This is a genomic window from Alteribacter salitolerans (assembly GCF_016901055.1).
Taxonomy (GTDB): Bacteria; Bacillota; Bacilli; order Bacillales; family Salisediminibacteriaceae; genus Alteribacter; species Alteribacter keqinensis.
Window position 1 is genome coordinate 93,085 of the sequence record NZ_JAFEUX010000004.1, and the last position, 15,929, is coordinate 109,013.

Consider the following 15,929-nt stretch of genomic DNA (forward strand, 5'->3'; position numbering starts at 1 on the left):
TTTACCCCCTTAAACTGTGGACATTATTCGTCGTCTAGTACTTTTAATGAGTTGAGATATTCAATGAGAGAATCCATTTCATCATCGTCAAGCTGATCGAAACCTGGCATTAAGTTACCTGGTTTTTGTTCTTCAGGATGACGAATCCATGCTTCAAGACTCTCGTCGTCGTACTCCATGAATCCTGCAATAACTGTACGTTCACCAAAGTTGGTAAGGTCTGGTCCCCCTTGTGGGTTTCCGCCTTCTCCGCCAACTGCGTGACAGGCAAGACAGTTTTGCTCAAATACTTCACGGCCTTCAGCTGCAACTTCTTCTGTAGGCTCGATAAGTTCAGAATCAGGCTCGGCCATTCCCTGTGCCCACTCATCAAATGTATCAGGATCAACGGCCACAACTTTAAAGTCCATCAGCCAGTGAGCTTCACCGCAGAGTTCTGTACATTTACCGAAGTAAACGCCTTCCTCCGGGGCTTCAATCCACATGTCATTTGTAATTCCAGGTACATTATCCTGCTTACCCGCAAGCGCCGGAATCCAGAATGAGTGGATAACATCAGATGCTTCAAGGTTAAAGACAATACGGGTATCCGTTGGGATGTAAAGATCCTGACCTGCAGTGATTTCAAGGTCCGGGTACTCAAACTCCCACCAGAACTGGTGTCCTGTAACGTTGACAACTAGTGTGTCATCATCCGTTTCTGTATCAGCCAGTGTAAACGTATCCATGACGTTCGGTACAGCAAGGATGATTAATAAAAGAATAGGAATAGCAGTCCAGATAATTTCTAGATTTTTGTTACCTTCAACCTGCTCTGGAATATGGTTGTCACCTGGTTTTTCTCTGAAGCGGATTAGTACAAAAATGTAAATTGCCGCTACGACCACGATGACAAAGACCATAATTAACAAGCTGAGTCCGATTAAAGAATGTTGCATGTCTGCCACGGGACCACGCGGATCTAAGGCAGACAGGTTTTGTTTTCCACATCCGGCTAAAAACAGCAGAATGAAAGAAAATGGAAGCACTCGCCACAAGTTCTTCATCGCGTCATAAACCCCTCTTTCTCTGTTTACTTAGTTCTTAAGAATTTTTAGAACATATGAACAATGACCATTACAGCAAAAAGAACCATCAGGTACACAAGTGAATAGATAAACATGTGTGTGGCCCACTTAATGTCATCGTCATATTTTTTATAACCAGCAAAGCCAAGTACAAGCCACCCTGCTCCAAGTACGACGGCGACTGTCGTATAAACAGCACCGAAATTGAACAGAGTAAGTGAGACCGGAATCAGTGCAGCCGTATAAAGTAGGATTTGGCGCTTAGTCACGCGGAACCCTGCTACGACCGGAAGCATTGGTATCCCGGCTGCTCGGTACTCCTCACATCTTCTCATCGCAAGGGCGAGAAAGTGAGGTGTTTGCCAGACAAACAAAATTAAAAACAGTGACCATGCGTACGGATGAAGTGAAGGATCAATCGCTGCCCACCCTATGAGCGGCGGCACCGCACCTGCAAAACTTCCGACAATCGTATTGAGTGTCGTTGTACGCTTTGTCCACATTGTGTAAAACACAACATAAATAATCAGACCCGATAAACCAATAACAGCAGTTGTCATGTTCACGGCGGCAAGCATAAGCGTACCCAGCCCTGAAATAATCAGGCCGTACCAAAGTACCTGGGATGCTGTTAATTCACCTGTAACAGACGGTCTCTCCTCTGTTCTGATCATTTTGTGGTCAATGTCGCGGTCAACATAGTTATTAAGAGCACATCCCCCTGCAATAACAAATGCAGCCCCAAGCAGTGCGAGCAGAATCGTGAGTGGTTCCTGGGAAAGTGGTGTCTGCGTGTAGTAGGCTGCAAGGAAAAGACCTGCAAACATCGTAATCAGATTGGATTTAACAATTCCCGTCTTCGAAATTGCCATATAGGAACGCCATGTTACTTTCTGGCCTGCTACCTGCTGCTCTTCAGTTTCTACAACCTCTGATGATGAAATTGTACCGGATTTATTCATTCTTTCACCCCCCGAGTCTGAGTCAGAATCTGTGTTGTACTGTAATACCCCATACAAGTCTAATCGTTTCCGGCTGCGCAGTCCAGATTAAAATTAATTTCATAATCTTCTAAAATCGGACACAGACCGTCATTGCCGGTCACAACCAGACTTCTATCTCACATTATATAGCAAGACACCATGATTTTCATCATAATATGGCGATTACATATAAGTTCCACCACACATTTTACCATATCCATCTTTCGTTATCATACGTATTTCAAAGAAACAGTTCATTTCGCTCAATTTGTTACAAATTATTGAACATGCGTTCATAATAAATTTACAGCACTGAAATCTATGAGATAATCAATGAGAAATTGACAACCGACTTATTTCTCCATAAAATGAAAAGCGGTATGTCCTTATTAATAAACCATTGAATTTATAGTATAGAAAGCCGGTGAATACATGAACAAAGGATTAAAGGTCTTTGGCATTTTTGCATCTTTGGGAATGCTTATTGTACTGATCCAGGGAGCTCTCGTTACCCAGACCGGATCCGGTGATGCATGCGGAACGTCATGGCCTCTCTGCTATGATCAGGTCATTCCGCAGTCACCAACCATTTCCACATTAATTGAATATACACACCGTCTCGTTTCAGGTGTTATGGGCCTTGTTGTTATTATTTTATCTGTCTGGGCATGGATAAAACTCGGTCATCTCAGGGAGACAAAGTTTCTTGCAGTTCTCGCTATTTTTGCTATCATCTTTCAGGGGCTGCTCGGTGCCGCAGCTGTCGTCTGGGGGCAGTCCGATGCAGTAATGGCTCTTCATTTTGGCTTTTCACTCGTATCCTTTGCCAGTGTTGTGCTGCTTTCGCTGCTTGCCTTTGAAGCAGATCAGACAGATGGACCTGTAACGGTTTCTCTGTCCGGCAGAATGCGTGGGTATATCTATTTTGTTATCACTTATATGTATTTTGTTGTGTACACCGGGGCTTTTGTAAAGCATACAGGAGCAAGCTCAGTCTGCAGAGGCTGGCCATTATGTAACGGACAGCTTATTCCACCTCTTGAAGGACGGGTAGCCGTTCAATTCGGCCACCGAGTTGCTGCAGCCCTGTTGTTTATTGTCATTTTGATTATGCTCGTGCAGCTGTGGAAAAAATACAAAACAGAAAAAGTGATTCTCTGGGTCGGTATCCTGTCATTTATCCTCGTATCGATACAGGTTGCAAGCGGAGCCGTTGTCTTATTTACCGGCTTTACTCTGTGGGCGACGTTGTTCCATGCTCTGTTTGTAAGTTTATTGTTCGCCGTTCTCAGTTACGGTGTTATGATCGTTTCAAGAAAATAAGCGCCAGAGGCTGGGACAAAACCCAGCTAAATAGAAATGGCCCTCACTTGGTGAGAGCCATTTCTTTTTTACATTTACACGGGCGTTGATTGATCAAAAATACACTCGCTTGCCGCGGGCAAGGCTTCAGCTAATCGGGGAAAGGTCACCCCGATGGATCTTCAGCTCTTGCTTTCCCGCAGGCGTCTCGTGATTTTTGTTCAATCAACTGATCTATCTTTAAGTTTGAAATTGTGTACACAAAAAGGATACCTTCTGATAAAGTTAAGTCACCACAACACAACAGAATCGGAGGTATCCTTATGTTTAAAGATTATAACATGAATCAAGTCGTTCTGCCGATGGACCTGACCTATAAACTTCAGGAAAATGATATTGCTTTTGCCGTCAATGATCTCGTCGAAGCCATACCGGAAAAAGCTTTCAGTGGTTTCCTGCGCTCAACCGGCTGCCCGGCCTACCATCCAAGAATGATGATGAAGCTGATTCTGTGCGCGTACACACAATCCACTTTCTCAGGAAGAAAGATTGAAGGACTGTTAAAAGACAGTATCCGAATGATGTGGCTGGCTCAGGGGTATGAACCAAGTTATCGTACGATCAATCGCTTTCGGGTTCATCCTGAAGCCCAGGAATTACTGCGCCAGTGCTTCGTCCAGTTCAGGTGCCAGCTGGTTGAAGAAAATGTGATTGAAGATGAGGCAATCTTCATTGATGGCACGAAAGTGGAGGCGAATGCAAATAAGTTTACGTTTGTCTGGCGCAAATCCGTTGAAAGGTACAGCTCCGGCTTAGTTGAAAAGTCCAATCAACTTTATGAGGAACTTTTGGAACAAAATATCATCCCCGCCATCGAACGGGATAACCTTCCAGTTGCTTCGACCCATTGGCTTCGAACCTGTTTGTAAGAGGAAGAAGCAGTATGTCGAGGAGGCTCCCGAACCGCCCGCGGAAAGTGCAATGAGCGGAAATCAACACCAGAGTTTAACAGAGCCATTTAAAAAGACCCGCCACTCCGGCGGGTCTTTTTGATTATTTTAGTTACTGCCCCATGTAGGAGCGCAGCATCCAGTTATGTTTTTCAAACGACTGGCGTACACCAATGAGCATGTCGGCAGTTGCTTCGTCTCCAACATGTTCTTCAAGGGTTTCAATGTCGCCTTTAAGTTCTTCAACAAGAGTGTCAAAGTCCTTTACAAGAGCTTCCACCATCTCATTCGCAGAAGATTCCCCCTCTGCTTCCTTCACGGTGGCAGTCTCAAGATATTCACGCATCGTTGCTACGGGCTTCCCCTGAACTGCAAGCAGACGCTCTGCAAGCTCGTCAATGTGGCCTGCCACTTCATTATAGAGTTCCTCAAACTTTACATGAAGGGTGAAAAAGTCAGGGCCTTTTACGAACCAGTGGTAATTATGCAGTTTGACAAAAAGGACGTTAAAATTGGATACATGCCTGTTTAAAATCTCTGTTTGTTGTTCATGTGCCATCTCTGAATCATCTCCCTTTCTCATTCCTACTTAGTTAGTTCCACTGGAAGCGGAAAAATAAACGCTCCCTTACTTTCAGTATAAACGAAAGAAGAGGCTGCCAGGCCTCTTCTTTGTGTCTGTTATTCGAATTCAATCAGGAGGTCACCCGCCTGAATACTCTCTTCATTTACAACCTGAAGGGCAGCAATTTTCCCGTCATACGGTGCCTGTACTGTCGTTTCCATTTTCATGGATTCCGTAATAATCAGGTGATCGCCTTTTTTAACTTCATCCCCTTCACTTACGAGGGTTTTGATGACCGTGCCGGGCATGGATGCGCCGATATGACGGTCGTTGTTTTTATCTGCTTTCACTTTCATCTTCACATCAGACTCAATGCTCTGATCTGTGACATACACTTCCCGGGGCTGCCCATTGAGCTCGAAGTAAATTACACGCGTGCCGTCGCGCTGTGCTTCTCCCATTGAAACGAGCTTTACAATCAGCGTTTTCCCCTGCTCAATCTCAATTTCGACTTCCTCGCCGACTCGGAGGCCGTAGAAGAAAGTTGGCGTATCCAGGACGGAAATGTCACCGTATTGCTCTACAAAGGTTTCGTTATCAAGATATACCTTCGGGTAAAGAGCATAGGAAATCAGATCATGGATGGTAACCTGCCGTCCGAGTTTTTGATAAAGTGTTTCCCTTAGTTTATTAAAATCAACAGGCTCAAGAAGCTCTCCAGGCCTTACCGTTATCGGTTTTCGGTTTTTCAGAATGACTTCCTGGAGTTTTTCCGGAAATCCCTGATACGGCTGACCGAGATAGCCTTCAAACAGTTCAATTACGCTGTCCGGAAAATCGAGGCTCATCCCTTTTTCATAAACAAGTTTTTCTGTCAGTTCGTTTTGAACCATGAACAGGGCCATATCCCCGACAACCTTTGAGGAAGGTGTGACTTTAACAATGTCGCCGAACATCTCATTTACCCGGCTGTACATCTCTTTTACTTCATCCCATCTCTCACCAAGCCCAACGGCTTTGGCCTGCTGCTGCAGGTTGCTGTACTGACCGCCCGGCATTTCGTGGGCGTATATTTCCGAGTGCGGTGCGATCATGCCGCTTTCAAAATCCTGATAGAAGTGACGGATATCTTCCCAGTACCCGTTTAAGGCATCAGCATTTTTGATCTGGAGGTCCGGCTGGCGCTCGTGCCCGCTCATAGCGTGATAAAGACTGTTCATGCTCGGCTGGCTCGTGAGGCCTGCCATCGAACTGATTGCCGTGTCCACGATGTCCACTCCTGCTTCTACTGCTCTTGCGTAGGTGAAAAGACCGTTACCGCTTGTGTCATGAGTATGAAGGTGAATCGGAATATCGATATTTTCCTTTAAGGAAGAAATCAGTTCATAAGCAGCTTTTGGCTTTAGGAGACCTGCCATATCTTTAATACCGAGAATATGAGCACCGGATGCTTCCAGCTCCTTTGCCAGGTCAATATAGTATTGGAGACTGTACTTTTGACGGGCAGGGTCCAGGATATCCCCGGTATAGCACATGCTGGCCTCAGCTATTTTACCCGAATCCCTAACTGCCTGGATGGCCGGACGCATTCCTTGAACCCAGTTCAGGCTGTCAAAAATACGAAACACATCAATACCGGCGTCTGCTGATTTTTCAACGAATTCTTCAATTACATTGTCCGGATAGTTTTTATAACCCACAGCGTTTGAGGCTCTTAGAAGCATCTGGAACAACATGTTCGGTGCTTTATCTCTTAAGATGAGCAGGCGTTTCCATGGGTCCTCATGAAGAAAGCGCATACTCACATCAAACGTTGCACCGCCCCACATCTCCATGGAAAAGAGATTTGGCAGGAGACGGGCAGTCGGTTCAGCAATGTTTTTCAGGTCCTGAGTACGAAGGCGCGTAGCCAGTAGAGACTGGTGGGCATCCCGGAACGTCGTATCTGTCAGAAGCACCTTCTTCTGTTCTTTAACCCAGTTCGCAACCCCTTCAGGCCCTTTTTCATTCAGGATCTGCTTGGTTCCATCCGGAATCGGGCTCAGCAGATCCACATCCGGTATTCGTGGCTCGTCTGTAACCGGCTTCTCTTTCCGTCCTATACCAGGGTATCCATTTACGGTTGTATATCCGATGTAACTGAGCATTTTTGTCCCCCGGTCTTTACGCTTCGGAAAGACAAACAGTTCAGGTGTTTTATCAATAAAGGACGTGTCATACTGCCCGTTAACAAATTTTTCGTGACGTACAACGTTTTCCAGGAATGCAATGTTCGTCTTTATCCCCCGGATCCGGAATTCCTTCAGGTTACGTACCATTTTATGTGCGGCATTTTCAAAAGAAAGTGCCCACGTTGATAATTTCACCAGCAAAGAATCATAGTGGGGGGAAATAACGGCACCCTGAAAACCATTACCTGCGTCAAGTCGTACGCCGAATCCACCACCGGTTCGGTAGGCCATAATTTTCCCCGTATCCGGCATAAAATCATTTACAGGGTCTTCCGTTGTAACCCGGGACTGAATGGCAAAGCCATGGGTATAGATATCTTCCTGCTTTGGGATTCCAACTTCTTTTGAATGCAGGCTTTTTCCATCTGCAATCAGAATCTGGGACTGGACAATGTCAATTCCCGTAATCATCTCTGTAATCGTATGCTCCACCTGTACACGGGGGTTAACTTCAATGAAGAAGAACTCTCCATTTTCCGTGACTAAAAATTCAACTGTTCCTGCATTCACATAATTGATGTTTTTCATAAGCTGAAGGGCTGCATCACAGATCTTTTCCCGGTTTTCATTGCTTAAAGCGACGCTTGGTGCCACTTCTACAACTTTCTGGTGACGGCGCTGCACGGAGCAGTCCCTTTCGTAAAGATGAACGATGTTTCCTTCATGGTCTCCGATAATCTGTACTTCAATGTGCTTTGGGTTTTCAACGAATTTCTCCACATACATCTCATCGCTGCCGAAAGCGGCTTTCGCTTCAGAGCGTGCACGCTCAAAAGCTTCTTTAAGATCTTTTTCAGACCGGACGATCCGCATGCCCCGTCCGCCTCCACCAAGAGAGGCTTTAATCATAAGAGGAAAGCCGTTTTCCTTTGCAAAGTCCTTCACTTCGTCAAGACCTGATACAGGGCCGTCTGTTCCGGGGATGACAGGGATACGTGCTTCAATCGCCTGCTGACGAGCCTGCACTTTATCTCCGAACATGCGGAGGTGCTCTGTATCGGGACCGATAAACGTGATCCCTTCTTCTTTACAACGCCGTGCAAATTGAATGTTTTCAGATAAAAAACCATAGCCGGGATGAACAGCGTCTACATCATTCCTCTTGGCTGTTTTAATAATGTCTTCGATATCCAGGTAGGCATCAATCGGCTTCTTTCCTGCACCTACAAGATACGCTTCATCTGCTTTATACCGGTGATAGGACCCCGTATCTTCCTTTGAGTAAATCGCTACTGTGCGGATATCCAGTTCTGTACACGCACGAAAAATACGAATCGCAATTTCTCCGCGATTGGCCACCAGTACTTTCTTTATGTTTTTTAACCGTTCCATCTTATGTAGCCTCCTCTGTTATGTTTTCTGTATGAAGTGCAATGCTAAGATACCCCGGCCGGTGTTTTCTCATTCTGCCAGGGCGTTTAAAAAACGAACTCCTTTTATACTTATACAAAATTCGATAATATCCTCTAAATTAACAGAATAAAAATACGATGGCTTATGCTTAGCAACCGAAAAAACGCATGGAGCGTCCGTCAGGGTTTCCGCAAAAAATTTCGTACTTTCAATATTCTTTTCCCTTGACGGTTCGCTCCATGCGTGTTTGACGATTCGCAGGCAAAAAGAAAAAATCCATAAAAAAAGAAGCAGCAGCAACCGGATGCTTTCCTTATGTTACTGTGTCCCCTTTCTCTAATGGGCTTTTTTTAGTACCGTAAAAAAAAGGCACAGTCTGATATTGACCATGCCCCTTAAAACATCCTTAAACAAGTACCTTTTCTTTAAATTTCGCTAACGCATTTGTCACCTTTCCAAATTCGGACGCATGAGGACGATCATCACCATCACCGTAGCCATAGTCGACCATGCGATTCCGATTTAAGCACAGCTTTGTGAGCTTCGGCTTGAAGAAATCAAACAGCTTAAAACGTTCTTTTAAGTGAGGGAAACGTTTCTGATAATGGGTTACAGCATCAGCAAGAAGTCCCCAGAAGTCTTCCTCTTTCAACAAGTTATGGTTGACGGTTATATTACTAAGGTAACGTAAGTGACAGATAAACAATCCTGTGAAGATAAACTGCGTCAATCCTTCAGGCGGCTCAGTTCTTAGAACCTCTTTAAGTTCATTCGTTACGTGCTGAATCTCCGGGAAGTTTTGGTCCGTGATATTCACGTCATCAACAAAATCCTTAATGGCAAGACGGTGTGGCTTGGCATCCTTCAAGACAAGAATCGTGTTTTGTCCATGTGGTGAGAAGACAGTTCCGTATTGGTATAAATAATGAAGGAGAGGATCCATTGTCACTTTGAAGAACTGTTTGAGCCACTCTTCCGGCTCGAGTCCTGATGCTTCAATTAAGCTCAAAACAAGCGGATGATCTTTATGGTCTTCATGAAGAAGAGCTGCCAGGGTAATCGCCTGCTCGCCATCTTCCAAATACGTATAAATACTTTCTCTCCATATCGCGCCAAGCATCTCCAGGTATTGATAAGGTACATTTTGAACCTTACTGTAATAAGGGTGATCAACATTCACACTTGCATTTTCTCCAGGTAAAACAACCCTGCATTCATCTCGCAGAAACGGGTCATTGTTACAAATGCCCTTAATGAGCTCTGTCACTTGCGGAGCAATAACAGTCCGCTCTGATGGAAGCCCTCGATAAACCAATGTATTCAAAATACTCATGGGAAGTTTCACATGATGTTTTTCTTTATTGCTTTGGTTCGCGAAAGTCCGGATCGATTGCTGAGGAAGATATACATCATCTCCTTTCCCTAAAGGAATAATTCTTTCTTTTGCGATTTCCTCAGGGAAATGTTGAATCAGCATGTTTTTCCATTGCCACTCATGAACCGGCAAGTAATAATAGTTTTCGGGATTCTTACCCTTCTTAATTAAACGATCTGAAAATCGCTCCTGTTCTTTTTCACTCAGCTCCCCGCTGATCAGTTTTTCATATGTGACATGGGAGACAGATTGAAAGCTGGCAATATCTCTATGGACTGCAGTCCATGACAATGACACTTCGTTTTGCTGCTCAGGGGCATAGGAAAGATAGTCATCATAGCCAAAGCCGATTCTCCCTTTATTATAGGTAATCCAAGGGTGTCCCTTCATGTACCCTTCCAGGAGAGCATAATCTGTCTCGATTAACTCCTTTGACGTCTTTGATGTTTTTTGCAGTAAATGGGCATCTGCAATCAATGTCGCTTGGATCTCTTTGATTAAATGGCCCGTCGTCTCAGGAGACATACCGATAATCTGCTGGAGATCAGTCAGAAGCTCAACAGCACTGTCCGCCTCTCTTACCTGTCCTTCTTCAACAACTCGTATGGTCTCCCATTTCACATCATAGCTGTCAAATAACCGCTTCTCTGCTGTAAACGCATAGTCTTTGTTTTTTCCTGTGCTAAGCTCATAATCCCCTGTCACACCTGATTCACCCGTAAGAACAGGGTGAATCATTTGCTCATAAAGATATTCGGAAAGCATTTTACCGATCAGCTTCTTATTTACCTTTTTCCAGCTTTCTTCATGAAGAACGTTAGCGACATCCTTGGAAAACATCATTTAATCCCTGCTTTCTTTTCGATTTTGTTATTAGTCGCACTGACAGGCGTAAGCGGACGCTTAGCATGTTCATGGAGACCAAACGTTTGAAACACGTTTTTTGACTGAACAGAATAAACTTCCTTCCCGGCGATTTGATTAATAATAACAGCATTCCGATGTGCCCCGAGACCGAGGTCCGGTGCGCCGACGCCGTGGGTATGAAATTCTCCGTTTTGAACAAAAATGTGATTTTCGGTTTCTAAAAACGTCTCTAATCGATAATCTTTTTTTACCCTGTACCGTCCCTGATCGTCCCAGGCAATCCAATTGTGCATCTCTTCTAAAAAATCCGGGATCTTCGGCTTGTAGCCCGTCCCTAAGATGACGCGGTCAACATCCACTTCAAAATAGCTTTCACTTACATGGTGGCAGCCGGATAGCCTGAAGTTCTCCCCCTTCTTTTCAATACCGATTATTTCTGTCATTGCTTGAAGCTGAATGTCCGAGCTATCGCTTGTGACAGAGCGTTCGTATAAATGATCGTAAATATCGGCAATCGTGTCAGCGCTTATCCCTTTATAGAGAAGGTCCTGCTCTTTTAGCAGCTTGTCCTTTTTTGATTGAGAAAGCTCGTAAAAGAAATCAGTATAGTCAGGCGAGAAATACTCGAGACCTAACTTTGAGTATTCCATTGGGAAAAATCCCTTCGACCGCGTATACCAGTGGAGGGATACGTCCGGGCCGGACTGTGCTCTTGCCAGGTCTAAAAATACTTCTGCTGCACTTTGTCCTGAACCAATAATGGCAACTTTGCCCCCCTCCTGACATTGCTCTTTATATGATAAGTATTGTGAGGTATGGAAGACAGACTCTCCTAAATACGGTTTAAACGTCTTTGGAACTGCAGGGACAGATCCGATACCGATGACAAGCTGCTTTGTCAAAAATGTCTCGACAGATAATGTTTGTTCATTTAAAACCGTCACTTCATAAATGGTCTGCCGCTCATTTTTCCCCTCAACCTGGGTCACCTTTTGCACATTCATTCCGAATCGGCATGCGTTTAGCTTCTTGCTGACCCAGCGGCAATATTGGTTGTATTCTTTACGAGGAATATGAAATTTCTCGAAAAAATAAAAATGGTACAACCGGTTGTGAGCTTGTAAATAAGCAAGGAAGCTGTATGGGCTTTGCACATCAACCATACTTACCAGGTCGGCTAAAAAAGGAACTTGCAGCGTTGTACCTTCAATGAGCATATCCGGATGCCATTGAAATTCCGGTTTCTTTTCCAAAAACAGAGCATTTATGTCTTCAATCGGTTCCAGTAATGCGGCCATCCCTAAATTAAAGGGACCAACGCCAACTCCAATCACATCAAAGACAGGCTGTTGCTCATTTATCAGGCTCAAACGTGCCACCTCCCTTCAAATTCCTTTCTTTCACAAAACATCAAAAGTCCCGTTTTATCTGGCAGTTCAATTGGTTTAATCGGCTTGAAGCCGCACTTTTTAAATACGTGAATCATCTTTTCATTTCGAATATCCGGCTCTGCCACGATCTTCTTCGTATCGTTCACTTGAAATTGAAAACGGACCATCGCCCGGAGCAAAGGAAGGGAATAGCCTTTGCCGAGGTACCTTTTTTCACCCAGAAGAAGATGTACACCTTGATCATAGGGATGTGCTGTATACGCCTTTTCAACGACATCCCCTTTCACCCAATATGCTTCCCAGTAACTTACCGCCTGGCCGTCCAGGAAGCCTAAATAAAGACTCTGATGCTTGTCCGCTAACGCCTTTTTCAAATGGGACTTAAAAGCCTTCAAAGTGATATTTAGATTCCAGAAGGGATGGACGTGTTCTTCGTTCATCCATTTGTGAATGAGCTCATCGTCATTCTCCGTTACTTGTTTGAAGGCTATCTTTTGACAGATTGAATCATCCAGGTATTCAAAATCATAAAGCATAATGAAGCTTCACCTCATTTTCCAGAGGGTTTGGAACCTTTGTATACACCGATTGCGCCTCCATTGGACCAACGAGCTCATCCATATCGTATAACCGGGTTAACAGATTGGCTTTACAAGGGAGATCGGACTCCTCCAGCAGGCTTTGCAATAATTGGCTTCCCTCTTTTGGTTCATGCTTTTCCAGCTCTGCTCTCAGTACACCAATCAGCCTTTCTTCTTTTACAAGACCATTTGCCCCGAAGGCATTGATTAACCCAAACAAATGGTTAAAGAAAAAATAATAACGAAAACGCTCGTCGGCTACATGATCTTCACATACCGTATCACTGTCTTCGTTTAACCCGGGCACCAATGCCTTAAGCTTTTCAGCAGCCGATTGACAGAAGTAGTATCCTTGGTTATCACGGTAATAGAATGTATCCGGATAGCCTCCCTTCATCTGGATAACCGAGTTTTGCTGATGGGCTTCTAAGGCAATACCGTATGTTTTATACAGCCAGAGCATGGGATCGAGGGTAATCGATAAATAATGCTTAAACCAGTCAACGCTTACTTCAGAGACAGGCCGTCCTTCCCTTTTTGCAAGATCTGTGATGATCGCATGTATCCTTGCTTTCCCTCCGTATGCATGATCCTGACATAAGGCTGCTATTACACTCGTATTTTCGCTCTTTTCATAAAATGGATTTTCCCGGATAATCATCTCAAAACCTGACACATACTCTGTTGTCTTCACATTCATGTAAGCCGGATCGTTTATAATTTGAAAGCGAGGAAACGCATCATGAAGCCTCTCGCCTACTTCTGTATTAAGAAGTCTCGATACTTCGACTCCCCTTGCCAGCTCTTTTGGCTGATTCACCCGAAGGGAATTCGTCACTTTAACAGGGACGGAAAACTTGTACATGAACGGTGACTCCGGATTGTAAACAGTACGAAATGAGGACGTGGCTGTATAAGGCTTTCCAAGAGGTCCCAGATACGTTACAGCGCCTGATTTCATCAGCTTTTGTACTTCTTGTTTTTCCAACAGAGTCTCTATTTGAAGGGGATGAGCCGGGATTAATGCCCGCCCCTCCTCTTCATTTTTTTCAAGCCACTCTTTATCAACATTGTCTGATTCATAAAGCTCATGATAAACAGCCTCTGATGCCGCTATGGATAAAGAGGAATCTTGAAGAATGTACTCTTTATCAACGCTAAAATAATGAAGGAGAAAAGTTCCTTTATATTCAGGTGAGTATTTTTCTTCTTGTTTTTCTGTCATTCCCTGCTTGCTTTTAGGTGTCGGGTGCATTAAATGACCAAAGAGCAGTGATTGCTCAGCATCAATAAAGTCAACATCTTTATTTGTCAAAGCTTCCTTATCTTTCAGCCTGTATTCTATGCTGCTCTTCGTTGTCTGACAGCTTAAGATAACCCGATGAATAAGCTCATCCTCTGCTCCTTCTTTCCCGTTTCCAATAAGCCACTCTTTGACGATAAGCGTAACTGCTGTGACATAGTCAAGTTGTTGCCATGTTTTTCGGCCTGCTGCCAGGTAATAGAGTGGAAAAGCGAACAAATGGCGCCCCGTCAGAGACCAATACTGAATTGGGAGGAGTAACGTCACTCCTTGCCTGTCCAGATCCACAGTAATGACATGCTCCCATTTCCCGGCTTGCAACGACGTGACTGCTTCCTTAAGAACGTCAGGTGCTTCCTTGCCGTTGCCCGTCTCTCTTAAATAACAATTCAAAAAGCTTTGCATCGTCGCATTTTCAGCTATCTCTTTCACATTTATCAAGTCGGTAACCTCCCAGTGCGATTTCCCTTCCGATTTCTTCAACATCGTTAATGACCTCTTTTATGTCTTGAAGATTTGTTCTTGGATTAAGCAAGGTAAACTTCAAACCTGTCCTGCCGTTAATGGATGTTTTACTAATAGCTGCTTTACCCTGGTACAGCAACTCCTGCTGAATGAGTCTGTTTAATTCATCCGTGTCCTTCACGGTTGTTTGCGGCTGAAATCGAAACACGACCGTATTCAGCTCCGGGAGAGGGTTTTCAACCAGGAATTCAGCTCGTTCATCAAGCTGTTTTGCTGCTTCACGGGCCACTTCGATGGTGTCGTCAATCATCTTTCCCAACAGGCTTGTCCCAACTGTTTTAAACGTCAGCAGCACCTTCAATGCATCAAACCTTTTCGTTGTCTGCACTGATTTATTTACGAGGTTCGATATCCCTTCTTCCTCATCTTCAACCGGATTTAAATAATCGGCGTGGTGTGAGAGGTAACGAAGGTTTTGGCGATCTGAAACGAGAAACAAGCCGCAGCTTATGGGCTGATAGAAAAGCTTGTGGAAGTCCAGTGTGATCGAATCGGCTAAGGAAAGTCCGTTCAATTTTTCCCTGTGGCTGTGACTGAACAAAAGACCACCGCCAAATGCTGCATCTACGTGCATCCACAACCCATGCTGTCTGGCCAGCCCTTTCAGCTCGATAAGGGGATCAATGCTTCCGTAATCGGTCGTTCCACAGGTAGCAACGATGGCAAAAGGAAGCAGTTCCTTGGCTTTAAGCTCTGTTAATGTATCTTCAACGTCCTCTATTTTCATGCGGTGCCTGTCATCGGTTTTTATCGTGACAACAGCCTGCTTTCCTAAACCAAGCTGTGCCGCTGACTTTTGTACTGTGAAATGAGCTTCCTCTGAGCAAAGAATCCGCAGCCTCTCAAACCCCGGTGGTAACCCTTCTTCTTGAACCAGATGATTCAAATTCCGGTGGCAGAAGTGGTCCCTTGCAAGCAAAAGACCCATATAATTAGACTGCGTCCCGCCACTCGTAAATGTGCCATCCGCTGTATCAGGAAGCTCTGCTTTTTCCGCTAATTGCCTGACCAGCTCTTTTTCTACATAAGTGGCAGCTGTGCTTTGATCCCATGAATCCATTGATTGATTTAATGCTCCGATAATAAGCTCTGCGGCAATACCGGATATAAGGGGCGGACAGTGCAAGTGAGCTATGCTTTTTCGATGCGATATGTGTAAACTGTTCTTTAAGATAGGGCCTTCAATATCATCAAGTGCTTCTTCCAGAGAATAGCCGCCATTGGAAAAACGCATCATAAACTCCACTTCATTCTTTACTTGCTGCGGGCTTTGACCGTTAAACGGTTTATCTGAGACACTGAAGACTTCTGTGAGCTTTTGAACCACGAGCCCCATTTGCTCTTGAAACGCTTTGCGTCCTTCGAAACCATGGTGGAGAAACAGGGAGTCGTAATTGTTCACGGTCTTTTGTAAATGTGATTGTAAAGCATCCATC

At 44.5% G+C, this 15,929-nt stretch carries 10 protein-coding genes and 1 pseudogene; 2 read left to right on the plus strand and 9 right to left on the minus strand.

Annotated features, from left to right (window positions below):
* Positions 1-23: 23 nt before the first annotated feature.
* Together coxB and cyoE are read right to left on the minus strand one after the other, a co-directional pair.
* Complete coding sequence (coxB, locus tag JSY36_RS09065; RefSeq protein WP_205166135.1) at positions 24-1,046, minus strand: cytochrome c oxidase subunit II; 1,023 nt, start codon at positions 1,044-1,046, stop codon at positions 24-26.
* Positions 1,047-1,093: 47 nt separating this feature from the next.
* Entirely contained in the window at positions 1,094-2,029 is a 936-nt protein-coding gene (gene cyoE, locus JSY36_RS09070; protein WP_205166136.1) for a heme o synthase, read from the minus strand.
* Between the two features lie 453 nt (positions 2,030-2,482).
* On the opposite strand from cyoE, the gene JSY36_RS09075 reads away from it, so the two are divergent.
* Positions 2,483-3,373 carry a COX15/CtaA family protein gene (locus tag JSY36_RS09075; RefSeq protein WP_122897241.1) on the plus strand — a complete coding sequence of 297 codons (891 nt, stop codon included), beginning with the start codon at positions 2,483-2,485 and terminating at the stop codon, positions 3,371-3,373.
* 302 nt (positions 3,374-3,675) lie between these two features.
* Positions 3,676-4,239: pseudogene (locus tag JSY36_RS09080) on the plus strand (transposase); the annotation flags it as partial.
* 175 nt (positions 4,240-4,414) lie between these two features.
* Here JSY36_RS09080 and JSY36_RS09085 read toward each other — a convergent pair.
* From JSY36_RS09085 to JSY36_RS09115, 7 genes are all read right to left on the minus strand, one after another.
* Complete coding sequence (locus tag JSY36_RS09085) at positions 4,415-4,861, minus strand: Dps family protein (RefSeq protein ID WP_205166137.1); 447 nt, start codon at positions 4,859-4,861, stop codon at positions 4,415-4,417.
* Positions 4,862-4,983: 122 nt separating this feature from the next.
* On the minus strand, positions 4,984-8,430 hold the full coding sequence (gene pyc, locus JSY36_RS09090; RefSeq protein WP_205166138.1) for a pyruvate carboxylase: 3,447 nt from the start codon (positions 8,428-8,430) through the stop codon (positions 4,984-4,986).
* A gap of 427 nt (positions 8,431-8,857) precedes the next feature.
* Complete coding sequence (locus JSY36_RS09095; RefSeq protein WP_205166139.1) at positions 8,858-10,669, minus strand: IucA/IucC family protein; 1,812 nt, start codon at positions 10,667-10,669, stop codon at positions 8,858-8,860.
* Positions 10,666-12,063 (minus strand): lysine N(6)-hydroxylase/L-ornithine N(5)-oxygenase family protein, encoded by a 1,398-nt coding sequence (locus tag JSY36_RS09100; protein ID WP_205166140.1) that lies wholly within the window; start codon positions 12,061-12,063, stop codon positions 10,666-10,668. Before JSY36_RS09100 ends, JSY36_RS09095 begins: the two co-directional genes overlap by 4 nt.
* Complete coding sequence (locus tag JSY36_RS09105; protein WP_205166141.1) at positions 12,060-12,620, minus strand: GNAT family N-acetyltransferase; 561 nt, start codon at positions 12,618-12,620, stop codon at positions 12,060-12,062. Before JSY36_RS09105 ends, JSY36_RS09100 begins: the two co-directional genes overlap by 4 nt.
* Positions 12,610-14,409, minus strand: coding sequence for an IucA/IucC family protein (locus JSY36_RS09110; RefSeq protein ID WP_205166423.1), 1,800 nt, complete (start codon positions 14,407-14,409; stop codon positions 12,610-12,612). Before JSY36_RS09110 ends, JSY36_RS09105 begins: the two co-directional genes overlap by 11 nt.
* Entirely contained in the window at positions 14,384-15,928 is a 1,545-nt protein-coding gene (locus JSY36_RS09115; protein WP_205166142.1) for a pyridoxal phosphate-dependent decarboxylase family protein, read from the minus strand. The genes JSY36_RS09110 and JSY36_RS09115 overlap by 26 nt, the downstream gene beginning before the upstream one ends.
* Position 15,929: the final 1 nt, after the last annotated feature.

Bases quoted from the DNA above. Each gene is read 5' to 3' on its own strand.
- coxB (WP_205166135.1), bottom strand. From the start codon at position 1,046: ATGAAGAACTTGTGGCGAGTGCTTCCATTTTCTTTCATTCTGCTGTTT.
- pyc (WP_205166138.1), bottom strand. From the start codon at position 8,430: ATGGAACGGTTAAAAAACATAAAGAAAGTACTGGTGGCCAATCGCGGA.
- JSY36_RS09085 (WP_205166137.1), bottom strand. From the start codon at position 4,861: ATGGCACATGAACAACAAACAGAGATTTTAAACAGGCATGTATCCAAT.
- JSY36_RS09115 (WP_205166142.1), bottom strand. From the start codon at position 15,928: ATGGATGCTTTACAATCACATTTACAAAAGACCGTGAACAATTACGAC.
- JSY36_RS09075 (WP_122897241.1), top strand. From the start codon at position 2,483: ATGAACAAAGGATTAAAGGTCTTTGGCATTTTTGCATCTTTGGGAATG.
- JSY36_RS09105 (WP_205166141.1), bottom strand. From the start codon at position 12,620: ATGCTTTATGATTTTGAATACCTGGATGATTCAATCTGTCAAAAGATA.
- JSY36_RS09095 (WP_205166139.1), bottom strand. From the start codon at position 10,669: ATGATGTTTTCCAAGGATGTCGCTAACGTTCTTCATGAAGAAAGCTGG.
- cyoE (WP_205166136.1), bottom strand. From the start codon at position 2,029: ATGAATAAATCCGGTACAATTTCATCATCAGAGGTTGTAGAAACTGAA.